At 46.2% G+C, this 25,162-nt stretch carries 8 protein-coding genes; all 8 read left to right on the forward strand.

Annotation, left to right across the window (positions count from 1 at the left end):
• Positions 1 to 20: 20 nt before the first annotated feature.
• Positions 21 to 3,749: an RING finger domain-containing protein gene (locus K7B67_RS18845; RefSeq protein WP_252177407.1), complete on the forward strand. Its 3,729-nt coding sequence runs from the start codon at positions 21 to 23 to the stop codon at positions 3,747 to 3,749.
• A 64-nt stretch (positions 3,750 to 3,813) separates the two neighbouring features.
• Positions 3,814 to 6,876 carry an RING finger domain-containing protein gene (locus tag K7B67_RS18850; protein WP_252177408.1) on the forward strand — a complete coding sequence of 1,021 codons (3,063 nt, stop codon included), beginning with the start codon at positions 3,814 to 3,816 and terminating at the stop codon, positions 6,874 to 6,876.
• Between the two features lie 6 nt (positions 6,877 to 6,882).
• Entirely contained in the window at positions 6,883 to 9,828 is a 2,946-nt protein-coding gene (locus K7B67_RS18855) for a hypothetical protein (protein WP_252177409.1), read from the forward strand.
• 64 nt (positions 9,829 to 9,892) lie between these two features.
• A complete protein-coding gene (locus K7B67_RS18860; RefSeq protein WP_252177410.1) occupies positions 9,893 to 12,937 on the forward strand; it encodes an RING finger domain-containing protein in 3,045 nt (1,014 codons plus the stop codon).
• Between the two features lie 64 nt (positions 12,938 to 13,001).
• Positions 13,002 to 16,001, forward strand: coding sequence for an RING finger domain-containing protein (locus K7B67_RS18865; protein WP_252177411.1), 3,000 nt, complete (start codon positions 13,002 to 13,004; stop codon positions 15,999 to 16,001).
• Between the two features lie 89 nt (positions 16,002 to 16,090).
• A complete protein-coding gene (locus K7B67_RS18870) occupies positions 16,091 to 19,216 on the forward strand; it encodes an RING finger domain-containing protein (RefSeq protein WP_252177412.1) in 3,126 nt (1,041 codons plus the stop codon).
• A 79-nt stretch (positions 19,217 to 19,295) separates the two neighbouring features.
• Positions 19,296 to 22,325, forward strand: coding sequence for an RING finger domain-containing protein (locus K7B67_RS18875; RefSeq protein WP_252177413.1), 3,030 nt, complete (start codon positions 19,296 to 19,298; stop codon positions 22,323 to 22,325).
• A 64-nt stretch (positions 22,326 to 22,389) separates the two neighbouring features.
• Positions 22,390 to 25,143 carry an RING finger domain-containing protein gene (locus K7B67_RS18880; RefSeq protein WP_252177414.1) on the forward strand — a complete coding sequence of 918 codons (2,754 nt, stop codon included), beginning with the start codon at positions 22,390 to 22,392 and terminating at the stop codon, positions 25,141 to 25,143.
• Positions 25,144 to 25,162: the final 19 nt, after the last annotated feature.

Raw genomic sequence — 25,162 nt, forward strand, 5'->3', positions numbered from 1 at the left:
ACGAATAATGAGATTCACCCATGGCGTTCCTTTATTTTTACAAAACAGACATTCAACACGGATTGTTCTGGCATTTTCTGGCAAACAAGAAAGGCGTGTTTGCTGTTTTTGTTCTTTCCCTGCTGGCTATGATGCTGGCTATGATGCTGGCTATGATGCTAGCTATGATGATTGTACCATTATGCTATTCCTCAACCCTTATTGACCGTCATCATCCCGATGGACACAAGGTTCGGATTGAAATCAATGATGGGAGAAATCCCCGGGATGTGAGTCAGTGGAAAATAAGTTTGCTGCTGCCAGAAGGTTTCAATGACCGAAACAATACCCTTTGCTTTAAAGCACCTATAGCGCCAGCAGATTCCAACAGCATCGCAACATTAGTCATAAACGACCTGAGCAACTATTGCTATCAGCTGGTATTACCGACAAGGGAGCAAACACCTGTTTTCCAACGAGCGAATGGCACACTGGTTCATTTAAAATCCACGACGGCGGAGCGACCCGAGTTGGCTTCCGTAACCACCGATCAGCTCCTGAACGGCAAAGCCAACACGACTCCAGTCACCCTTCTGGCCTTACCCGACAATATGGCTGACAGTGGGCTGGAAACCGGTCACGCAGGCAATAGCACACTAACATTGACCGGAGGCAAGCTCGCTGACAACGCTGATTTTCCCAGTGTCGGCAACGGAGACAACGGAGGCTTCTTTTATTCGCCTCCGCCGCCCTGGAGAGGTGGAGGAGGGAGGCCATCGGGATTGTTCGAAATTGACCTGACTATTCTGCAACCCGTCATCAACTGGCTGATGTCCATAGGTAAGGATTCTGTCTCGTTTGAGGAGCAGCCCTCCCCGGCACGTTTGCAAATCACCCGCGTCAATGCCGATGGCTCTACCAGTGAAGCCGTTATACCCGTTAGCTGGCTTGGCTTTCTCGATATTGAACAGCTGACTGATATTGATTTCTGGGACACTCTCCTCCAACGCGCCACCACGACTTGTCCGGCCAGCGACAGCTTTCAACGGCAGCTTAGCTGTTTACAGCTCTTTCTTGAGCGCACTGTCTTGAAAACCCATCATGGCGATGGCCAACAGGCAGCTAATGAGGAGGGTCGACCCGCTGGCAGCAGACCCAATGCAGGATCAAAGGACGCAACTAACCACCAGCAACAGGAGAAAAGAGAAGCACCTGAAGATCAGGGGAGTAAATCACCGGGAGAAGGCAATAATGGCAGCGGGGATGGCAATAACAGAAAAGACGACAATGGAGAGAAGAGTAAAGATAATGCTTCGACTCAGGACCTTCAGGTACTTGCCAACCAGCTTTTAGCCATCATTAAAAGCGACGATCCCAACGCCGCCTTTGAATTCAGGGAAATGCTGGATAACCTTGGCAGGCCTCAGCGTTTGCAGGTTCTGGAAACAAAAGGCACAAACATCAGGGGCGGTACGAGTACGGTCACGCCTCTTGAGGCAATATTGGAACTGCTGCGTTCTTCCCATGAGCACTCAACACGCAACCGATTTATCAAGCAGCTGATAGAAGCCACTGGCAACAGCTACCTGATGATTTGGTCTGACAACAACCACCTGACGATTTTGTCCAAGATTGTTCTGGACATAATCCACAAGGTCAATCAATCTCACCAACAGCCACCTATAGGACATTTTGAAAAACGTTGCTTTACGGAGTACTTCATTCAATTGTTACTGCTTGATTCACACCCGGTTGAGCGTATTCGCAGTCTATTAGAAGAAATATCAGATTTAACCATAAGGAATGATATTATAAATAATGCAAAATCATTGGTATTCCCCAGCTCTTTTCTGGATACCTTGACACAATGTAACAAGCACCCGTCGTTCCATGAATTAATACACTTATCAAATGAACTGCGTATTCAGGCCCAAGACGTAGCCTCTGAAACCATAGATGATTACATGGTTATCCATTCTTTCGACGAGAATGCAATGCGCGTAGATAAAGAAGAATCTACACACATTATTGATGCAGAGTGCGCGGTATGCCATGAGCAGTTTGTACGCACGTCAAATATAGTGAAAACGCCCTGTAATAACCTTTATCACGTAGATTGTTTAAATCAGCGGCTCAGAAAAAGGCAGCGAGATGATTCAATTAGCACTTGCCCTGTATGTCGGGAAAAATTAACTAACTTAAGAAAACAACTTAACGGCTTTAACGAACTATTGAGAAAATACGACGGTTGCCATTCTCTGGCTATTGCAAAAAGAGCAGTTGAGGAATGGAATGAAACAGAAACAACTTATGAAACCTTGTACCATTTTGTCCAATTTTGCCGACATAGCAGCCAGGCATCTGATGATTCACAGTTTATAAAACTCTTGCCAACCCTCATTCATCCCGTGACAAAAGCCGAGATCCACCATAACGGTACGATCAACTCAGCCACCTTCAGCGCCAATAACCTCCTTGTGGTAACCGCCAGTGACGATGGCACTGCGAAAATCTATGTCTATCAGTCCGATGGATCATGGAAGGAAGCACTCACCGTCCACCACGATAATGCGGTCACATTAGCCAGCTTCAGCGCCGATAGTAGCCGTGTGTTGACCACCAGCAAAGATGGGACAGCAAAAATCCATGTTCAGAAGAAGGATGGATCATGGCATGAAGAATTCATTATCCGCCACCATGGGCCCATTTATACAGCCACCTTCAGCGCCGATAATAGCCGTGTGTTGACCGCCAGTGTCGATGGTACAGCAAAAATCCATGTTCTGAAGGAGGATGGATCATGGAAAGAAGAAATAACCATCAACCATGATGGTCCGATCCATTTAGCCAGCTTCAGTGACGATGGTAGCCATGTGGTGACTGTCGGCAAAGATAACCTGGTAAAAATCACGGGCACATCAGCCGATGGATCATGGCAAGTAAAATTTATCGTTATGCATAAGGACTTTGTCAACTCAGCCATCTTTAGCGCCGATAACCGCTATTTGGTGACCGCCAGTAATGATGGCACGGCAAAAATCATTGCCCAAAAAGACGATAAGTCATGGGAAGAAGAAATCATCATTCGGCACATTGACTGGATGAGAAACAATCGGATCATATCAGCCGCCTTCAGCCCCGATAGTCGACACGTGCTGACTGTCGGCGAGGATAAGCGGGTTAACATCATTGGTAAACGAGCCGACGGATCATGGGTAGTAAAAACCACCATTTCCCATAGTGAACGTATCAACTCAGCTACCTTCAGTCCCGATAGCCGCCGTGTGGCGACCGCCAGTGACGACAAACGGACAAAAATCTACGCCGAAAAGACCGATGCATTATGGGAAGAAGAAATCACTATCCACCACAATCATTGGGTCAGATCAGCCACCTTCAGTCCCGATAGCCAACATCTAGCAACCACCCATTATAGTGGAACGGTGAAAATCCATAACCACAAGAATGGTGGATCATGGGAAGAAGGATTCACTATCCATCATGATTTTTTGGTCACTTCAGCCATCTTCAGTGCCGATTGCCGCTTTGTGATGACGTTATATTTGGATCGTATCGCGAAAATCACTTACCTGAAGGACAATTCATCATGGAAAGAAAAAAACCATACCCAATTCATTATCCGCCACCCCTATCCAATCTCAGCCAGCTTCAGTGCCAATAGCCGTTTTGTGCTGACCCGAAGTCTTTTGTCAACACTTGTGGGTCAAAAGAGCATTGTGAAAATTACTGAACTATGGAAGGAAGAGTAACTCCAGCAACGTCCCGGAAATTCTAGGCTATTCTCGGGTGCACTACTAATAATGAGATTCATCCATGGTGTTTCTTTATTTTTACAGAACAAACATTCAACACGGATTGTCCCGGCGTTTCACAAACAAGAAGAGCATGGTTGGTATTTTTGTTCTTTCCCTGCTGGCTATGATGCTAGCTATGATGATTGTACCGTTATGCTATTCCTCAACCCTTATTGACCGTCATCACCCCGATGGGCGCAAGTTTCGGATTGAAATCAATGATGAGAGAACACGCAATAGCACATTGACATTGACGGGAGGCAAGCCCGCTGGCAATGCCGATTTTCCCGTTGTCGGCAACGGAGGCTTCTTTTATTTGCCTCCTCCTCCCTGGGGAGGTGGAGGCGGCAGGCCATCGGGATTATTTGAAATTGACCTGACTCTTCTGCAACCCGTCATCAACTGGCTGATGTCCATAGGTAAGGGTTCTGGCGATGGCCGACAGGCAGCTAATGAGGATGGACAACCCTCTGGCGGCAGAATTAATGCAGGATCAAATGGCGCAACTAACCACCAGGCAAAAAGAGATGCACCTGAAGATCAGGAGAACCAATCACCGGGAGAAGGCAATGATGGCAGTGGCGATGGCAATAATAGAAAAGACGACAATGGCGAGCAGAGTAAAAATAATGCTTCGACTCAGGATCTTCAGGTAATTGCCAATGAGCTTTTAGCCATCATTGAAAGCGACGATCCCAACGCCGTTTTTGAATTCAGGGAAAGGCTGGATAAGCTGAACCTGCGTCAGCGTTTGCATGTTCTGGAAACAAAAGGCACAAACATCAGAGCTACGGTCACGCCGCTTGAGGCGATATTGGCACTGCCCCGTTCTTCCCATGAGCAGTCAGCACGTAATCGATTTATCCAGCATCTGATAGAATCCGCTGGCGACGACTACCTGATGATTTATGATGACAACAAACTCCTGATGATTTCATATAAGATTGTTCAGGACATAATCCACAAGGTCAATGAATCTCACCAACAGCCACCCATAGGAGACTTTGAAAAACGTTGCTTTACGGAGTACTTGACTCAAGTGTTCCTGATTAATTCAAACCCGGTTGAGCCTATTCGCAATCTATTAGAAGAAATATCAGATTTAGCCATAAGGAATGAAGTTGTAAATGATGCGCAATCACTGATCTTTCCCGACTCTTTTGTGGATGTCCTGGCACAATCTGACCATAAACCATCGTTCCATGAATTAATGCGCTTATCAGATGAAGTGCGTATACAGGCGCAATACAGTGCCTCTCAAAACATAGATAATTACTTCGCTATCAATGCTTTGAGCGACCATGCTTTGAGCGACCATGCACTGCATGTGGATAAAGCAGAACCTACACACATTATTGCTGCAGAGTGCACGATATGTCAGGAGCAGTTTGTACACACATCAAATATAGTGAAAACACCCTGTGGTCACCTTTATCACGTAGATTGTTTAAATCGGTGGTTCAAAAAAAGGGAGCTGGATCGTGAAACTAGAAATTGTCCTACTTGCCGTACAGAATTAAACGCCTTTAGTAAAAAACTTAACGACTTTGACAAACTATTAAGAAAATACAGCGGCTTTCATTCTTTAGCTATTGCAAAAAGAGCAGTCAACGAATGGAATAAAGCAGAAACAAGTTATGAAACCTTGTACCATTTTGTCCAATTTTGCCGACATAGCAGCCTGCCATCTGATGATTCCAAGTTTGTAAAACTCTTGCAACAGATCCTTCATCCCGTGATAAAAGCCAAGATCCGCCATGACGATGTGATCAAATCAGCCACCTTCAGCGCCAATAACCACCTTATGGTGACCGCCAGTCGCAATGGCACTGCGAAAATCTATGTCTATCAGTCCGATGGATCATGGAAGGTAGAATTCACCATTCGCCACGGTGGTCCGGTCAAATTCGTCAGCTTCAGCGCCGATAGTCGCCGTGTGTTGACTGCCAGTGACGATGGGACAGCAAAAATCCATGTTCAGATGGAGGATGGATCATGGGAAAAAGAACACACTATCCAACACAGTGGGCCCATTCATTCAGCCACCTTCAGCACCGATAATAGACGCGTGTTGACCGCCAGCAAAGATGGTACAGCAAAAATCCATGTTCAGAAGGAGGTTGGATCATGGGAAGAAGAAGGGATCATCAGCCATGATGGTCCGATCGATTTAGCCAGATTCAGTGACGATGGTAACCATGTGGTGACTGTCAGCGAAGATAACGTGGTAAAAATCACGAGCCAATCAGCCGATCGATCATGGCAAGTAAAAATCATCGTTATCCATAGGGACGATGTCAACTCAGCCATCTTCAGCCACGATAACCGCTATGTGGTGACCGCCAGTGACGATGGCACAGCAAAAGTCATTGCTCGGAAAGGCGATGAATCATGGGAAGAAGAATTTACCATTAGCCACATCACCGATAGTTCGGTCATATCAGCCGCCATCAGCTCGGATAGCCGACATGTGTTGACTGTCGGCGACGATAACCTGGTTAAAATCATTGGTAAACAGGCCAACGGATCATGGGTAGTAAAAGCCATCATTTCCCATAGTGATGAGATCAACACAGCCACCTTTAGCCCCGATAGCCGCCATGTGGTGACCGCCGGTAAAGACCATCAGGCAAAAATCTACGGCGAAAAGACCCATGTATCATGGGAAGAAGAAATCACTATCCACTACAATAGTTCGGTCTCCTCAGCCACCTTTAGTCCCGATAGCCAACATGCAGTCACAGTCACCACCAGTCATGATGGAACGGCAAACATTCATAGCCTCAAGCATGATGGATCATGGGAAAAAGGACTCACTATGCATCATACCGATAAGGTCACTTCAGCCACCTTCAGTGCCAATGGCCGCTTTGTGATGACCTTTGGTTTGGATGGTGCCGCGAAAATCGCTCAACTGAAAGGCGATGGATCATGGGAAAAAAAAATCATTATCCGCCAACCCAGTCCAATCTTCTCAGCCAGTTTCAGCGCCAATAGCCGCTTTGTACTGATCCAAAGTTTTTTGGGAAGACAGGGTGTGTTCGACAACATTGTGTCAATTACTGAACTATGGAAGGAATAATAATTGATGTTTCAGAACTCAAGGTGCCGTTTTGTTCTTTCCCTGCTGGCTATGATGCTAGTAGCTATGATGCTAGTAGCTATGATGATTGCGCCATTATGCTATTCCTCAACCCTCATTGACCGTCATCATCCCGATGGGCGCAAGGTTCGGATTGAAATCAATGATGAGAAAACCCGGAACAACACCCTGACATTGACCGGAGGCCAGCTCGCTGGCAACGCTGATTTTCCCAGTGTCGGCAACGGAGGCAACGGCGGCTTTTTTTATTTGCCTCCTCCCTGGGGAGGCGGCAGGCCATCGGGATTATTCGAAATGGACCTGACTCTTCTGCAACCCGTCATCAACTGGCTGATGTCCACAGATAAGAGCCGACAGGCAAGTAATGAGGATGGCCAACCCTCTGGCAGCAGACCCACAGGATCAAATGACGCAACTAACCAGCATCAACAGGAAGAAGGAGAAACACCTGAAAATAGGGAGAACCAATCACCGGGAGAAAGCTTTGATGGCAGCGAGGATGGCAATAACAGAAAAGACGACAATGGAAGTCAAAGTAACAATAATGCTTCGACTCAAGATCTTCAGGCACTTGCCAACCAGCTTATCGCCATCATTGAAGGCGACGATCCCAATGCCGTTGTTAAATTCAAGGAAATGCTGGATAAACTGAACATGCCTCAGCGTTTGCAGGTTCTGGAAACACAATGTACAAAAATCGGGGGCAGTACGATCACGCCTCTTGAGGCGATATTGGCACTGCCACGTTCTTTCCATGAGGGCTCAATACGCAATCAATTTATCTGGCAGGTGATAATAGTAGCCACTGACAAAAACCGCATGATGGTTTCACCTGACAACAGCTACCAGATGATTTTGTATAATATTGTTCTGGACATAATCCACAAGGTCAATCAATCTCACCAACAGCCACCCATAGGATATTTTGAAAAACGTTGCTTTACTGAGTACTTCGTTCAATTATTCCTGCATTATTCACACCCGGTTGAGCGTATTCGCAATCTATTAGGACAAATATCAGATTTAGCCATAAGGAATGAGATTATAAATGATGCACAATCATTGAAATCCCGCAACTCTTTTCTGGATACCTTGAAACTATATAACCTTCACCCATCGTTCCATGAATTAATACGCTTATCAAATGAACTGCGCCTGCAAAATGATTACATCGCTATCAATGCTTACAGCGTTATTGCAATGAGAGTGGTTGAAGAGAAATCTACACACATTGTTAATGCAGAGTGTCAGGTATGTAAGGAACAGTTTGTACGCTCGCCTATGGTTATAGTGAAAACACCCTGCAATCACCTTTGTCACGTAGACTGTTTTAATCGGTGGCTCAAAAAAAGGGATCATGATAATTCAATTAGAAATTCTCCTACATATCGGGCAAAATTAAATGCCTTAAGAAAAAACATTAACGACTTTAACAATCTATTGAGAAAATACAAGGGTTGCCATTCTTTAGCTATTGCAGAAAGAGCATTTAAGGAATGGAATAAAGCAGAAACAAATTACGCAACCTTGTACCATTTTATCCAATTTTGCCGACACAGCAGCCCTAAACCTTATGGTTCACAGTTTGTAAAACTCTTGCGATGCCTCATTCATCCCGTGACAAAAGCCGAGTTCCGCCATGACGGTGTGATCACATCAGCCACCTTCAGCGCCAATAACCACCTTGTGGTGACCGCCAGTCGCGATGGCACTGTGAAAATCTATGGCGATGCGATCGATGGATCGTGGAAGGAAGAGTTCACTATCCGCCACCCCTTTGCAATCCCCTCAGCCAGCTTCAGCGCCGATAGTAGCCGTGTGTTGACCGTCAGTGACGATAAGATAGCAAAAATCCATGCTCGTAAGGAGGATGGATCATGGCAAAAAGAAATCACTACCTACCACTACGGGCTCATTCGTTCAGCCAGCTTCAGCACCGATAGTAGCCGTGTGTTGACCCTCAGCGAATATGAGACAGCAACAATCCATGTTCTGAAGGAGGGTGGATCATGGAAAGAAGAAGGAACCATCAGCCATGATTTTCCGATCCATTTAGCCAGCTTCAGTGCTGATGGTAGCCATGTGGTGACTGCCGACTTAGATAACGTGGTAAAAATCACGGGTAAATCCGCCGATGGATCATGGCAAGTAAAAATCATCGTTTCCCATAAGCACCGTGTCAACTCAGCCATCTTTAGCCCCGATAACCGCTATGTGCTGACCGCCAGTGACGATGGTACGGCAAACATCATTGCCCGGAAAGACGATGAATCATGGGAAGAAGAATTAACCATCAGCCACATTCGCACCCATGGTCAGATCAGATCAGCCGCCTTCAGCCCGGATAGCCGACATGTGCTGACTGTCGGCAAGGATAACCTGGTCAAAATCATTGGCAAACGAGCCGACGGATCATGGGGAGTAAAAGCCATCATTTCCCATAGTGCTCGTATCAACTCAGCCACCTTCAGTCCCGATAGCCGCCATGTGATGACCACCAGTGACGACAAACAAGTAAAAATCTACGGCGAAAAGACCGATGCATTATGGGAAGAAGAGATCACTATCCACCACGATGGTCTCAGCTCAGCCATCTTCAGTCCCGATAGCCAACATGCAGTCATCATCGATGATGATGGAATGGCAATCCTTAACTACGAGAATGATGGATCATGGAAAAAAGGACTCCCTGACTATCAATTTTATGATTTCACTGCCGCCTCCTTCAGTGCCGATAGCCGCTTTCTGATGACACTTGGAGATGGTATCGTGAAAATCAAATCCCTGAATGGCGCTTTCCAACACACTATCCGCCACCTCTGTTCAATCACCTCAGCCAGCTTCAGCGCCAATAGCCGCTTTGTGCTGACCAAAAGTCCTGATGGTCCCGGCAGCACTGTGAAAATTACTGAACTATGGAAGGAAGAGTAACTCCAGCAACGTCTCAGAAACTCTTGGCTATTCTCTGGTGCACTACCAATAATGAGATTCACCCATGGCGTTCTTTTATTTTTCCAGGACAGACATTCAAGACGGATTGTTCTGGCATTTTCTGGCAAACAAGAAGGGAGTGATTGGTATTTTTGTTCTCTCCCTGCTGGCTATGATGGTTGTGCCACTATGCGATTCCTCAACCCTTATTGACCGCCATCATCCCGATGGGCGCAAGGTTCGGATTGAAATCAATGATGTGAAAACCCGGAACAACACCCTGACAATGATGGGAGGCAAGCCCGCTGGCAACGCCGATTTTCCCAGTGTCGGTAACGGAGGCAACGGCGGCTTCTTTTATTTGCCTCCTCCCTGGGGAGGTGGCAGGCCATCGGGATTATTCGAAATTGACCTGACAATTCTGCAACCCGTCATCAACTGGCTGATGTCCATAGGTAAGGGCCGACAGGCAGGTAATGAGGATGGCCAACCCTCTGGCAGCAAAACTAATGCAGGATCAAATGGCGTAAATAATCACCATCAACAGGAGAAAAGAGAAGCACCTGAAAATCAGGAGAACAAATCACCGGGAGAAGGTAATAGTGGCAGCGGCGATGGCAATAACAGAAAAGACGACAATGGCGATGAGAATCAAAATAATGCGTCGACTCAGAACCTTCAGCTACTTGCCAATCAGCTTTTAGCCATCATTGAAAGCGAAGATCCCATTGCTGTTTTTAAATTCAGGGAAATGCTGGATAAGCTGGGCAGGCATGAGCGTTTGCAGGTTCTGGAAACAAAAGGCACAACCATCAGGGGCGATACTATGACTCCTCTTGAGGCAATATTGGCACTGCCGCGTTCTTCCCGTGATCACTCAGCACGCAACCGGTTTATCGAGCAGCTGATAGAAGCCGCTGGCTACTACTATCTGATGATTTTTTCTGACAACAAGTTCCGGATGATTTTGTACAAGATTGTTCAGGACATAATCCACAAGGTCAATCAATCTCACCAACAGCCACCCATAGGAGATTTTGAAAAACGTTGCTTTACTGAGTACTTGACTCAATTTTTTCTGATTACTTCAAACCCGGTTGAGCGTATTCGCAATCTATTAGAAGAAATATCAGATGTAGCCATAAGGAATGAGGTTATAAATGATGCACAATCATTGATATTTCCTGCCTCTTTTCTGGATACCTTGGCAAAATGTGACCAGCACCCGTCGTTCCATGAATTAATGCGCTTATCAGATGAACTGCGTATACAGCCGAAATACAGTGCCTCTGAAACCATAAATGATGACATCGCTATCAATGTTTTCGGCGACAATGCACTGCGTGTTGATAAAGAGAAATCTACACACATTATTCATGCAGAGTGTGCAGTATGTCAGGAACCGTTAGTACGCTCGTCAAATAGGGTTATGGTGAAAACACCCTGCAATCACCTTTATCACGTAGATTGTTTAAACCAGTGGCTCAAAAAAAGGAGTCGAGATGATTTAATGAGAACTTGCCCTATATGTCGAAAAGAATTAAATGCCTTAAGTAAAAAACTTAACGACTTTGATAAACTATTAAAAAAATACGACAGTTGTCATTCTTTAGCGATTGCAGAAAGAGCCGTTAATGAATGGAATAAAGCGGAAACAGATTATGAAACCTTGCACCATTTTATCCAATTTTGCCGACATAGCAGCCAGGCATCTGATGATTCACAGGTTGTAAAACTCTTGCGACGCCTGATTCATCCCGTGACAAAAGCCGGGATCCACTATGACGGTGCGGTCAACTCAGCCACTTTCAGCGCCAATAACCACCGTATGGTGTCCGCCAGTGACGATGGCACTGCGAAAATCTATGTTTATCAGTCCGATGGATCATGGAAGGAAGAACTCATTATCCACCACGATGGCCCGGTCAAATTAGCCAGCTTCAGCACCGATAGTCGCCGTGTGTTGACCGCCAGTAACGATGGGACAGCAAAAATCTATGTTCGGAAGGGGGAGGGATCATGGCAAGAAGAAATCACTATCCGCCACCGTGGGCCCATTCATTCAGCCACCTTCAGCGCCGACAATAGCCGTGTGTTGACCGCCAGTGACGACGGGACAGCAAAAATCCATGTTCAGAAGATGGATGGATCATGGGAAGAAGAAGTGATCATCAACCATCATGGTTCGATCCATTTAGCCAGCTTCAGTGCTGATGGTAGCCATGTGGTGTCTGTTGGCAAAGATAACGTGGTAAAAATCACGGGCAAATCAGCCGATGGATCATGGCAAGTAAAATTTATCGTTCTCCATGAGAACGGTGTTAACTCAGCCACCTTTAGCCCCGATAGCCGCTATGTGGTGACCGCCAGTGACGATGGTACGGCAAAAATCATCGGCCAGAAAGACGATAAGTCATGGGAAGAAGAATTCACCATTAGCCACATTGGAACCAATGGTCGGATCAGGTCAGCCGCCTTCAGCCCCGATAGCCGACATGTGCTGACCATCGGCGAGGATAACCTGGTTAAAATCATTGGGAAACGGGCCGATGGATCATGGGTAGTAAAAGCGACCATTTCCCATAGTGATGAGATCAACTCAGCCACCTTCAGTCCCGATAGCCGCCATGTGGTGACCGCCGGTTACGACCAACAGTCAAAAATCTACGGCGAAAAGACTGATGTATCATGGGAAGAAGAAATCATTATCCACCACAATAGTTGGAGCTTCTCAGCCACCTTCAGTGCCGATAGTCAACATGCATTAACCACCGATGGTACAACGGCAAAAATACATAGCCACAAGAATGGTGGATCATGGCAAGAAGGACTCACTATCTATCATAATTCTACTGTGATCAACTCAGCCACCTTCAGTGCCGATGGTCGCTTTGTGATGACCTTTGGTTGTAATGGCAACGTGATAATCACTCACCTTGAGGACGATGGATCATGGAAAGATAAAATCATTATCCGCCAATGCAATCTAATCTCCTCAGCCAGCTTCAGTGCCAATAGCCGCTTTGTGGTGACCACCTGCAAGATCTCATCAGTTGATACTGTTTACGACGACATTGTGAAAATTACTGAACTATGGAAGGAAGAGTAACTCCACCAGCATACCAGAAATTCTTGGCTATTCTCTGATGCACTACCAATAATGAGATTCACCCATGGCGTTCTTTTATTTTTCCAGGACAGACATTCAACACGGATTGTTCTGGCGCTTCCTGGCAAACAAGAGGAGCATGGTTGGTATTTTTGTTCTCTCCCTGCTGGCTATGATGCTAGCTATGATGATTGCGCCGTTATGCTATTCCTCAACGCTTATTGACCGCCATCATCCCGATGGGCGCAAGGTTCGGATTGAAATCAATGATGGGAGAAAACGCAATAGCACCCTGACAGTGACAGGAGGCAAGCCCGCTGGCAAAGCCGATTTTCCCAGTGTCGGCAACGGAGACAACGGTGGCTTCTTTTATTTGCCTCCTCCTCCCTGGGGAGGCGGCAGGCCATCGGGATTGTTCGAAATTGACCTGACTATTCTGCAACCTGTCATCAACTGGCTGATGTCCATAGGTAAGGATTCTGGTGATGGCCGACAGGCAGGTAATGAGGATAGTCAACCCTCTGGCAGCAAAACTAATGCAGGATCAAATGACGCAACTAACCAGCATCAACAGGAGAAAAGAGAAGCACCTGAAAATCGGGAGAACAAATCACCGGAAGAAGGTAATGGTAGCAGCGGCGATGGCAATAACAGAAAAGACGACAATGGCGATGAGAATCAAAATAATGCGTCGACTCAGAACCTTCAGCTACTTGCCAATCAGCTTTTAGCCATCATTGAAAGCGAAGATCCCAATGCCGTTTATAAACTGCGGGCAATACTGGATAAGCTGGACATGCATAAGCGTTTGCAGATTCTGGAAACAAAAGGCACAACCATCAGGGGCGATACTATGACTCCTCTTGAGGCGATATTGGCACTGCCGCGTTCTTCCCGTGATCACTCAGCACGCGACCGATTTATCGAGCAGCTGATAGAAGCCGCTGGCAACAACCGCCAGATGATTTTGTCCAGGATTGTTCTGGACATAATCCACAAGGTCAATCAATCCGACCAACAACCACAGATAGGGCATTTTGAAAAATGTTGCTTTACTGAGTACTTCCTGCAATTGTTCCTGACTTATTCAAACCCGGTTGAGCGTATTCGCAATCTATTAGATGAAATATCAGATTTTTCCATAAGGAATGAGATTATAAATAATGCACAATCATTAACACTCCCCACCTCTTTTCTGGATATCTTGAAACAATTTAACCAGCACTCATCGTTCCATGAATTAATACGCTTATCAAATGAAGTGCGTCTTCAAAGTAATTACATCGCTATCAATGCTTTCGGCAATAATGCACTGCGTGTGGATAAAGAAGAACCTACAGACATTATTGGTGCAGAATGCCCGGTATGTCAGGAGCAGTTTGCACGCACATCAAATATAGTGAAAACGCCCTGCAATCACCTTTTTCACCTACATTGTTTACATCAGTGGCTCAAAAAAAGAAATCACAATGGTTCAATTAGAACTTGCCCTACCTGTCGAGCAGAGGTAAAGGCCTTAAGAAAAAAGCTTAACGACTTTAACCAACTATTGAGAAAATGCGACGGTTGTCATTCTTTAGCGATTGCAGAAAGAGCAGTTAAGGAATGGAATCCAAAAAAAACAAGTTATGAAACCTTGTACCATTTTGTCCAATTTTGCCGACATAAAAGCCAGGCATCTGATGATTCGCAGTTTGTAAAACTCTTGCGACGCATCCTTCATGCCGTGACAAAAGCGGAGATCCATCATGACGGTATAGTCTACTCAGCCACCTTCAGCGCCAATAACCACCGTGTGGTAACCGCCAGTGACGATGGCACTGCGAAAGTCTGTGTCTATCAGCCCGATGGAACCTGGGAGGAAGAACTCATTGTTCACCACAATGGTTCCGTCACTTTAGCCAGCTTCAGCGCCGATAGTCGCCGTGTGTTGACCGCCAGCAACGATGGTACGGCAAAAATCTATGTTCGGAAGGAAAATGGATTATGGGAAGAAGAAATCACTATCCGCCACAGTGAGCCCATTTATTCAGCCACCTTCAGCGCCGACAATAGCCGGGTGTTGACCGCCAGCAAAGATGGTACAGCAAAAATCCATGTTCAGAAGGAGGATGGACCATGGAAAGAAGAAGGAACCATCAACCATGATGGTCCGATCCGCTTAGCCAGCTTCAATGCTGATGGTAGCCATGTAGTGACTGTCGGCAAAGATAAGGTGGTAAAAATCACAGGCAAATCAGCCGATGGATCATGGCAAGTAAAATTTTTCGTTACCCATAAGCGCTATGTCAACTCAGCCATTTTTAGCCCCAATAACCGCTATCTGGTGACCGCCAGTGGCGATGGTACGGCAAAAATCATTGGTCAGAAAGACGACAAATCATGGGAAGAAGAATTCACCATTAGCCACACTAACACCGGTGGTTCGATCGCATCAGCCACCTTCAGCCCCGATAGCCGACATGTGCTGACTATCGGCTGGGATCATCTGGTTAAAATCATCGGTAAACGGGCCGATGGATCATGGGGAATAAAAGCCATCATTTCCCATAATGATCATGTCTACTCTGCTACCTTCAGTCCCGATAGCCGCCACGTGATGACCACCGGTTACGACAAACAGTCAACAATCTACGGCGAAAAGACTGAGGTATCATGGGAAGAAGAAATCACTATGGAGCACAATAGTGGGATCTTCTCAGCCACCTTCAGTCCCGATAGCCAACATGCAGTCATCACCGATAATGATGGAACGACAATCCTTAGCTACGAGAATGATGGATCATGGGAACAAGGACTCACTTTCTATCATACTGGTCCGCTCACTTCAGCCATCTTCAGTGCCAATGGCCGCTTTGTGATGACCTTTGGTTTTGATCGTACCGCGAAAATCATTGAACTGAAGGGCGATGGGGCATGGGAAGAGGCAATCATCCACCCCTATCCAATCCAAACAGCCAGCTTCAGCGCCGATAGCCGCTTTGTGCTGACCGAAAGTTTTTTGCCAATACTTGGGGGTGACGGCAGCATTGTGAAAATTACTGAACTATGGAGGGACGAATGATTGATGTTGCAGAACTCAAGGTTCAATCCACCAACATCTCAGAAATTCTTGGCTATTCTCTGGTGCACTACCAATAATGAGATTCACCAATGGCGTTCCTTTATTTTTACAGAAAAGATATTCAACACGGATTGTCCCGGCGTTTCACAAACAAGAAGAGCATGGTTGGTATTTTTATTCTTTCCCTGCTGGCTATGATGCTGGCTATGATGCTAGCTATGATGCTGGCTATGATAATTGTGCCATTATGCTATTCCTCAACCCTTATTGACCGCCATCATCCCGATGGGCGCAAGGTTCAGATTGAAATCAATGATGAGAAAACCCGGAACAACACTCTGACATTGACAGGAGGCAAACCCGCTGGCAACGCCGATTTTCCCAGTGTCGGCAACAGAGACAACGGAGGCAACGGAGACAACGGAGGCAACGGAGACAACGGAGGCAACGGAGACAACGGAGGCAACGGCGGCTTCTTTTATTTGCCTCCTCCTCCCTGGGGAGGTGGAGGCGGCAGGCCATCGGGATTGTTCGACATTGACCTGACTATTCTGCAACCTGTCATCAACTGGCTGATGCCCATAGGTAAGGATTCTGGCGATGGCCGACAGGCAGGTAATGAAGATGGACAACCCTCTGGCAGTAGACCCGATGCAGGATCAAATGACGTAACTAACCAGCATCAACAGGAGAAAAGAGAAGCACCTGAAAATCGGGAGAACAAATCACCGGGAGAAGGTAATGGTAGCAGCGGCGATGGCAATAACAGAAAAGACGACAATGGCGAGGAAAGTAAAAATAATGCTTCGACTCAAGACCTTCAGGTACTTGCCAACGAGCTTTTAGCCATCATTGCAAGCGACAATCCCAACGCCGCTTTTAAATTCAGGGAAATGTTGGATAAGCTGGACAGACCTCAGCGTTTGCAGGTTCTGGAAACAAAAGGCACAAACATCAGGGGTAATACTGTTACTCCTCTTGAGGCAATATTGGCACTGCCGCGCTCTTCCGATGAGTACTCAACACGCAACCGATTTATCAAGCAGCTGATAGAATCCGTGGGCTACTACTACCTGATGATTTTTTCTGGCAACAAACTCCAGATAATTTTATCTAAGATTGTTCAGGACATAATCCACAAGGTCAATCAATCTCACCAACAGCCACCCATAGGACATTTTGAAAAACGTTGCTTTACGGATTACTTCATTCAATTGTTCCTGATTAATTCAAACCCGGTTGAGCGTATTCGCAATCTATTAGAAGAAATATCAGAATTAGCTATAAGGAATGAGATTATAAATGATGCAAAATCATTGATATTTCACATCCCTTTTGTGGATATCTTGGCACATTTTAAACATAAACCATCATTCCATGAATTAATGCGCTTATCAGATGAACTGCGTATGCAAAATGATCACATCGCTATCAATTCTTTCGTCGACCATTCACCGCGTGTGGCTAAAGAAGAACCTGCACACATTATTGGTGCAGAATGCACGGTATGTAAGGAGCCGTTTGTACACACGTCAAATATAGTGAAAACACCCTGTAATCACCTTTATCACATAGATTGTTTAAATCAGTGGCTCAAAAAAAGAGAGCAGGATGGTGCAATTAGAAATTGTCCTACCTGCCGTACAGAATTAAACGCCTTTAGTAAAAAACTTAACGCCTTTAACAAACTATTAAGAAAATACAGCGGCTTTCATTCTTTAGCGATTGCAAAAAGAGCAGTTATTGAATGGAATAGGACAGAAACCAGTCGTGAAACCTTGTACCACTTTGTTCAATTTTGCCGACATAGCAGCCAGGCATCTGATAATCCACAGTTTGTAACACTCTTGCGAACCATCATTTATCCCGTGATAAAAGCCGAGATCCACCATAACGATACGGTCAACTCAGCCACCTTCAGCGCCAATAACCGCCTTGTGGTGACCGCCAGTAGCGATGGCACTGCGAAAATCTATGTCTATCAGTCCGGTGGATCATGGCAGGAAGAATTCACTATTCGCCACCATGGTTGGGTCAGTGTAGCCACCTTCAGTGCTGATAGTAGTCGTGTGTTGACCGCCAGTAACGATGGGATAGCAAAAATCCATGTTCGGAAGGAGGACGGATCATGGCAAGAAGAAATCACTATCCACCACTGCGGGGGCATTCATTCAGCCAGCTTCAGCACCGATAGTCGTCGTGTATTGACCGACGGCAATGATGGTACAGCAAAAATCCATGCTCAGAAGGAGATTGGATCATGGAAAGAAGAAGGAACCATCAGCCATAATGGTTGGATCGATATAGCCAGCTTCAGTGATGATGGTAGCCATGTGGTGACTGTCGGCGAAGATAACCTGGTAAAAATTACGGGCAAATCCGCCGATGGATCATGGCAAGTAAAACTTATCGTTATCCATGAGGGCAATGTCAACTCAGCTATCTTTAGCCCCGATAACCGCTATGTGGTGACCGCCAGTAACGATGGCACGGCAAAAATCATTGGTCAGAAAGACGACAAGTCATGGGAAGAAGAATTCACCATTAGCCACATTAGCACCGGTGGCGCGATCCTATCAGCCGCCTTCAGCCCCGATAGCCGACATGTGCTGACTGTCGGCAAGGATAACCTGGTCAAAATCATTGGCAAACGGGCCGATGGATCATGGGTAGTAAAAGCCATCATTTCCCATAGTGATGAGATCAAGACAGCCACCTTCAGCCCGGATAGCCGCCATGTGGTGACCACCAGTTACGACAAACAGGCAAAAATCTACGGCGAAAAAACTGATGCATTATGGGAAGAAGAAATCACTATCCAGCACAATGATTGGGTCAGGTCAGCCGCCTTTAGTCCCGATAGCCAACATGCAGTAACCATCAGTTATTATGGAACGGCAAAAACCCATAACCTCAAGAATGATGGATCATGGGAAGAAGGACTCACTATCCATCATACTGGTTGTGTCCTATCAGCCGCCTTCAGTGCCGATGGCCGCTTTGTGATGACCTTTGGTTATGATCGTACCGCGAAAATCAATTACCTCAAGGGCGCTATCCAATTCACTATCCACCACCCCAGGCCAATCGCCTCAGCCAGCTTCAGCGCCGATAGCCGCTTTGTGCTGACCCAAAGTTTGTTACCATTCACCGATGGTCCCAGCAATGGTCCCGGCGGCATTGTGAAAATTACTGAACTATGGAAGGAAGAATAATTGATGCTGCAGACAGTCCACCAGCGTTCCGGAAACTCTTGGCTATGCTCTGATGCACTACCAATAATGAGATGCACCAATGGCGTTCTTTTCTCTTTCCAGAACAGACATTCAACACAGATTGTCCTGCCGTTTCCTGGCAAACAAGAAGACCATGTTTGGTATTTTTGTTCCTTCCCTGCTGGCTATGATGATTGTGCCGTTATGCTATTCCTCAACCCTTATTGACCGTCATCATCCAGATGGGCACAGGGTTAAGACTGAAATCAATGATGAGAAAACCCGGAATAACACTCTGACAATGGCAGGAGGCAAGCTCGCTGGCAACGCCGATTTTCCCGGTGTCGGCAAGGGAGGCTTCTTTTATTCGCCTCCTCCTCCCTGGGGGGGTGGAGGCGGCAGGCCATCGGGATTATTTGAAATTGACCTGACTATTCTGCAACCCGTCATCTCATGGCTGATGTCCACAGGTAAAGGTTCTGGCGATGGCCGACAGGAAGTTAATGAGGATGATCAACCCTCTGGCAGCAGACCTACAGGATCAAATGACGCAACTAACCAGCATCAACAGGAAAAAAGAGAAGCACCTGAAGATCGGGAGAACAAATCACCGGGAGAAGGCAATAATGGCAGCGGTGATGGCAATAACAGAAAAGACGACAATGGAAGTCAGAGTAAAAATAATGCGTCGACTCAGGACCTTCAGCTACTTGCCAACGAGCTTTTAGCCATCATTGAAAGCGATGCTCCCAACGCCGATTTTAAATTCAGGGAAATGTTGGATAAGCTGGACATGCCTCAGCGCTTGCGGGTTTTGGAAACAAAATGTACAAAAATCGGGGGCAGTACTATGACTCCTCTTGAGGCGATATTGGCACTGCCGCGTTATTCCGATGAGCACTCAACTCGCAACCGATTTATCCAGCAGCTGATAGCAGCCACTGACAACAACCGCATGATGGTTTCGCCTGACATCAGCCACCTGATGATTTTGTATAAGATTGTTCTGGACATAATCGACAAGGTCAATGAATCTCACCAACAGCCACCCATAGGGCATTTTGAAAAACGTTGCTTTACTGAGTACTTCGTTCAATTATTCCAGCATTATTCACACCCGGTTGAGCGTATTCGCAATCTATTAGAAGAAATATCAGATTTAGCCATAAGGAATGAGATTATAAATGATGCACAATCATTGATATCCCCCATCTCTTTTCTGGATTTCCTGACACAATGTGACCATCACCCATCGTTCCTTGAATTAATACGCTTATCGAATGAACTGCGTATGCAAAATGATTACATCGCTATCAATGCTTTCAGCGATAATGCAATGAGTGTGGATAAAGAGAAATCTACACACATTATTCATGCAGAGTGTGCAGTATGTCAGGAACCGTTTGTACGCTCGTCAAATATGGTTATGGTGAAAACACCCTGCAATCACCTTTATCACGTAGATTGTTTGAATCAGTGGCTCAAAAAAAGGAGGCGGAATGATTCCGTTAGAAATTGTCCCACATGTCGTACAGAGTTAAACGCCTTAAGTAAAAAGCTTAACGACTTTAACATACTATTGAAGAAATACGACGGTTGTCACTCTTTAGCTGTTGCAGAAAGAGCAGTTAAGGAATGGAATAAAGTAAAAACAAATTATGAAAGGTTGTACCATTTTGTCCAATTTTGCCGACATAGCAGCCAGGCACCTGATGATTCGAAGTTTGTAAAACTCTTGCGAACGCTCATTCATCCCGTGACAAAAGCCGAAATACCCCATGACGGCAAGAGCAACTTAGCCTTCTTCAGCATCAATAACATCCGTATGGTGAACGCCAGTAGCGACGGCACTGTGAAAATCTATGTTTATCAGGCCGATGGATCCTGGAAGGAGGAGCTCAGTATCCGCCACCATGGTACAGTCAAATCAATCAGCTGCAGCGCCGATAGTAGCCGTGTATTGACCACCAGCAACGATGGTACAGCAAAAATCCATGTTCGGAAGGAGGATGGATCATGGCAACAAGAAATGATCATCAGCCATGATAGTCCGATCCATTTAGCCAGCTTCAGTGCCGATAGTAGCCGTGTGTTGACCGCCAGCAACGATGGTACGGCAAAAATCCATCATCAAAAGGAGGATGGATCATGGAAAGAAGAAGGGACCATCAGCCATGATGGTCTGATCCATTTAGCCAGATTCAGTACCGATGGTAGCCATGTGGTGACTGTCGGCAAAGATAACCTGGTAAAAATCACGGGCAAATCCACCGATGGATCATGGCAAGTAAAATTTATCGTTCTCCACGAGGACTCTGTCAACTCAGCCACCTTTAGCTCCGATAACCGCTATGTGTTGACCGCCAGTAACGATGGCACGGCAAAAATCATTGGCCAGAAAGACGATAAGTCATGGGAGGAAGAATTCATCATCAGCCACATTTGCCTCAATGGTGGGATCAGATCAGCCGCCTTTAGCCCCGATAGCCAACATGTACTGACTGTCGGCGACAATAATCGGGTTAAAATCATTGGCAAACGGGCCGATGGATCATGGCTGGAAAAAGCCATCATTTTCCATAGTGATCCTATCAACTCAGCCACCTTCAGTCCTGATAGCCACTATGTGATGACCACCAGTGACGATCATACGGCAAAAATCTACGGCGAAAAGACCGATGTATTATGGGCAGAAGAAATCACTATCCACCACAATCATTCGATCTTCCCAGGCATCTGCATCTTTAGCCCTGATAGCCAACATGCAGTCATCACCAGTGGTGATGGAAGGGCAAAAATCTATAGCCGCAATAATGATGGATCATGGGAAGAGGGAATCACCATCTTTCATTATGGTAGGATCACTTGGGCCACCTTCAGTCCCGATCGCCGCTTTGTGATGACCTCTGGTTATGATTGTGTCGCGAAAATCACTCCCCTGAAGGACGATGGGTCACGGAAAAAAGAAATCACTATCCGCCACCCCTATCCAGTCTTCTCAGCCAGTTTCAGCGCCGATAGCCGCTTTGTGCTAACCCTGAGTTTTTTGGCAGGATTTACTGAGTGCGGCGGCCTTGTGAAAATCACTGAACTATGGAAGGAAGAATAAAGCCAGCAACGTCCCGGAAAGTCTTGGCTATTCTCTGATGCACTACCATTAATGAGATTCACCCATGACGTTCCTTTATTTTTCCAAAAAAAATATTCAACACGGATTGTTCTGGCATTTTCTGGCAAACAACAAGGGCATGGTTGGTATTTTTGTTCTTTCCCTGCTGGCTATGATGCTGGTTATGATGCTGGCTATGATGATTGTGCCGTTATGCTATTCCTCAACCCTTATTGACCGTCATCATACCGATGGGCGCAGGGTTCGGATTGAAATCAATGATGAGAGAACACGCAATAGCACCCTGACATTGACAGGAGTCAAGCCCGCTGGCAACGCCGATTTTCCCGGTGTCGCCAGCAATGGAGGTTTCTTTTATTCGCCTCCTCCCTGGGGAGGTGGAGGCGGAAGGCCATCGGGATTGTTTGAAATTGATCTGGCTCTTCTGCAACCCGTCATCAACTGGCTGATGTCCATAGGTAAGGGCCGACAGGCAGCTAATAAGGATGGACAATCCTCTGGCAGCAAACCCAATGCAAGATCAAATGACGCAACTAACCACCACCATCAACAACAGGAGAAAAGAGAAACACCTGAAGATCAGGAGAACAAATCACCCGGAGAAGGTAATGGTAGCAGCGGGGATGGCAATGACAGAAAAGACGACAATGGAGAGAAAAGTAAAAATAATGCTTCGATTCAGGACCTTCAGCTACTTGCCAACCAGCTTTTAGCCATCATTGAAAGCGACGATCCCAACGGCGTTTTTAAATTCAGGGAAATGTTGGATGAGCTGGACATGCGTCAGCGTTTGCAGGTTCTGGAAACAAAATGCACAAACATCAGGGGCGATACTATTACTCCTCTTAAGGCGATATTGGCACTGCCGGGTTCTTCCGATGAGCATTCAACACGCAACCGATTTATCGGGCAGCTGATAGCAGCCACTGGTAACCACTACCGGATGATTTTGTCTGACAACAGCCACCTGATGAGTGCCTCTGAAACCATGGATGATTACATCGCTATCAATGCTTCTGGCGACAATGCACTGCGCGTGGATAAAGAAGAACCTGCACACATTATTGGTGCAGAGTGCTCGGTATGTAAGGAGCTGTTTGTAAACACATCAAATATAGTGAAAACACCCTGTAATCACCTTTATCACGTAGATTGTTTAAATCAGTGGTTCAAAAAAAGGGAGCAGGATTGTTCAATTAGAAATTGTCCTACCTGCCGTACAAAATTAAACGCCTTTAGTAAAAAACTGAACGACTTTAACAAACTATTGAGAAAATACGACGGTTGTCATTCTTTAGCTATTGCAAAAAGAGCATTTAATGAATGGAATAAAGCAGAAACAAGTTATGCAAGCCTGTACCATTTTATCCAATTTTGCCGACATAGCAGCCAGACATCTGATGATTCACAGTTTGTAAAACTCTTGCGACGCCTCATTAATCCCGTGAATCCGGTGACAAAAGCCGAGATCAGCCATGACCATGACGTCAACTCGGCCACCTTCAGCGCCAATAACCAGCGTGTGGCAACCGCCAGTCGCGATGGCACTGCGAAAATCTATAGCTATCAGTCCGATGGATCATGGAAGGAAGAACTCACCATTCTCCACGAGGGTTCGGTCAGATCAGCCACCTTCAGCGCCGATAGTCGCCGTGTGCTAACCGCCAGTGACGATGGGACAGCAAAAATCTATGTTCGGAAGGAGGATGGATCATGGCAAAAAGAAGTCACTATCCGTCACGATAGGCGCATTAACTCAGCCACCTTCAGCACCGATAGTAGCCGTGTGTTGACCGCCAGTGACGATGGGACAGCAAAAATCCATGTTCAGAAAGAGGATGGATCATGGGACGAAGAAGTGATCATCAAGCATGATGGTCCGATCCATTTAGCCAGCTTCAGTGCTGATGGTAGCCATGTGGTGACTGCCGGCAAAGATAAAGCGGTAAAAATAACGGGCAAATCCGCCGATGGATCATGGAAAGTAAAACTTATCGTTATCCATGAGGGCCGTGTCAACTCAGCCATCTTTAGCACCGATAACCGCTATGTGGTGACCGCCAGTGACGATGGCACGGCAAAAAGCATTGCTCGGAAAGACGATGAATCATGGGAAGAAAAATTCACCATCAGCCACATTCGCACCCATGGTGAGATCAGATCAGCCGCCTTCAGCCCCGATAGCCGACATGTACTGACTATCGGCGAGGATGGCCTGGTTAACATCATTGGTAAACAAGCCAACGGATCATGGGGACTAAAAGCTACCATTACCCATAGTGAACGTATCCACTCTGTTATCTTCAGTCCCGATAGCCACCATGTGGTGACCGCCAGTACCGATGGCACTGCGAAAATCTACGGCGAAAAGACCGATGCATTATGGGAAGAAGAAATCACTATCCATCACGATTCCTGGGTCTTCTCAGCCACCTTCAGTCCCAATAGCCAACATGCAGTAACCACCAGTAATGATGGAACCGCAAAAATCCATAACTACAAGAATGATGGATCATGGGAAGAAGTACTCACTATCCATCATACCAGTTGGTTAACTTCAGCCACCTTCAGTGCCGATGGCCGCTTTGTGATGACCTTTGGTTCTGGTGGTACCGCGAAAATCGCTCAACTGAAGGGCGATGGATCATGGGAAGAAGAAATCACTATCCACCACCCCAATCGGACCTTCTCAGCCAGCTTCAGTTCCGATAGCCGCTTTGTGCTGACCCAAAGTTTTGTGGGAAGATTTAGTTACGGCAACATTGTGAAAATTACTGAACTATGGAAGGAAGAGTAACTCCAGCAACGTCCCGGAA

This window comes from Endozoicomonas sp. 4G, from assembly GCF_023822025.1.
GTDB lineage: Bacteria > Pseudomonadota > Gammaproteobacteria > Pseudomonadales > Endozoicomonadaceae > Endozoicomonas_A.

Excerpts from the sequence above, each read along its gene's own strand:
- K7B67_RS18845 (WP_252177407.1), top strand. The coding sequence starts at position 21 with ATGGCGTTCCTTTATTTTTACAAAACAGACATTCAACACGGATTGTTC.
- K7B67_RS18850 (WP_252177408.1), top strand. The coding sequence starts at position 3,814 with ATGGTGTTTCTTTATTTTTACAGAACAAACATTCAACACGGATTGTCC.
- K7B67_RS18855 (WP_252177409.1), top strand. The coding sequence starts at position 6,883 with ATGTTTCAGAACTCAAGGTGCCGTTTTGTTCTTTCCCTGCTGGCTATG.
- K7B67_RS18860 (WP_252177410.1), top strand. The coding sequence starts at position 9,893 with ATGGCGTTCTTTTATTTTTCCAGGACAGACATTCAAGACGGATTGTTC.
- K7B67_RS18865 (WP_252177411.1), top strand. The coding sequence starts at position 13,002 with ATGGCGTTCTTTTATTTTTCCAGGACAGACATTCAACACGGATTGTTC.
- K7B67_RS18870 (WP_252177412.1), top strand. The coding sequence starts at position 16,091 with ATGGCGTTCCTTTATTTTTACAGAAAAGATATTCAACACGGATTGTCC.
- K7B67_RS18875 (WP_252177413.1), top strand. The coding sequence starts at position 19,296 with ATGGCGTTCTTTTCTCTTTCCAGAACAGACATTCAACACAGATTGTCC.
- K7B67_RS18880 (WP_252177414.1), top strand. The coding sequence starts at position 22,390 with ATGACGTTCCTTTATTTTTCCAAAAAAAATATTCAACACGGATTGTTC.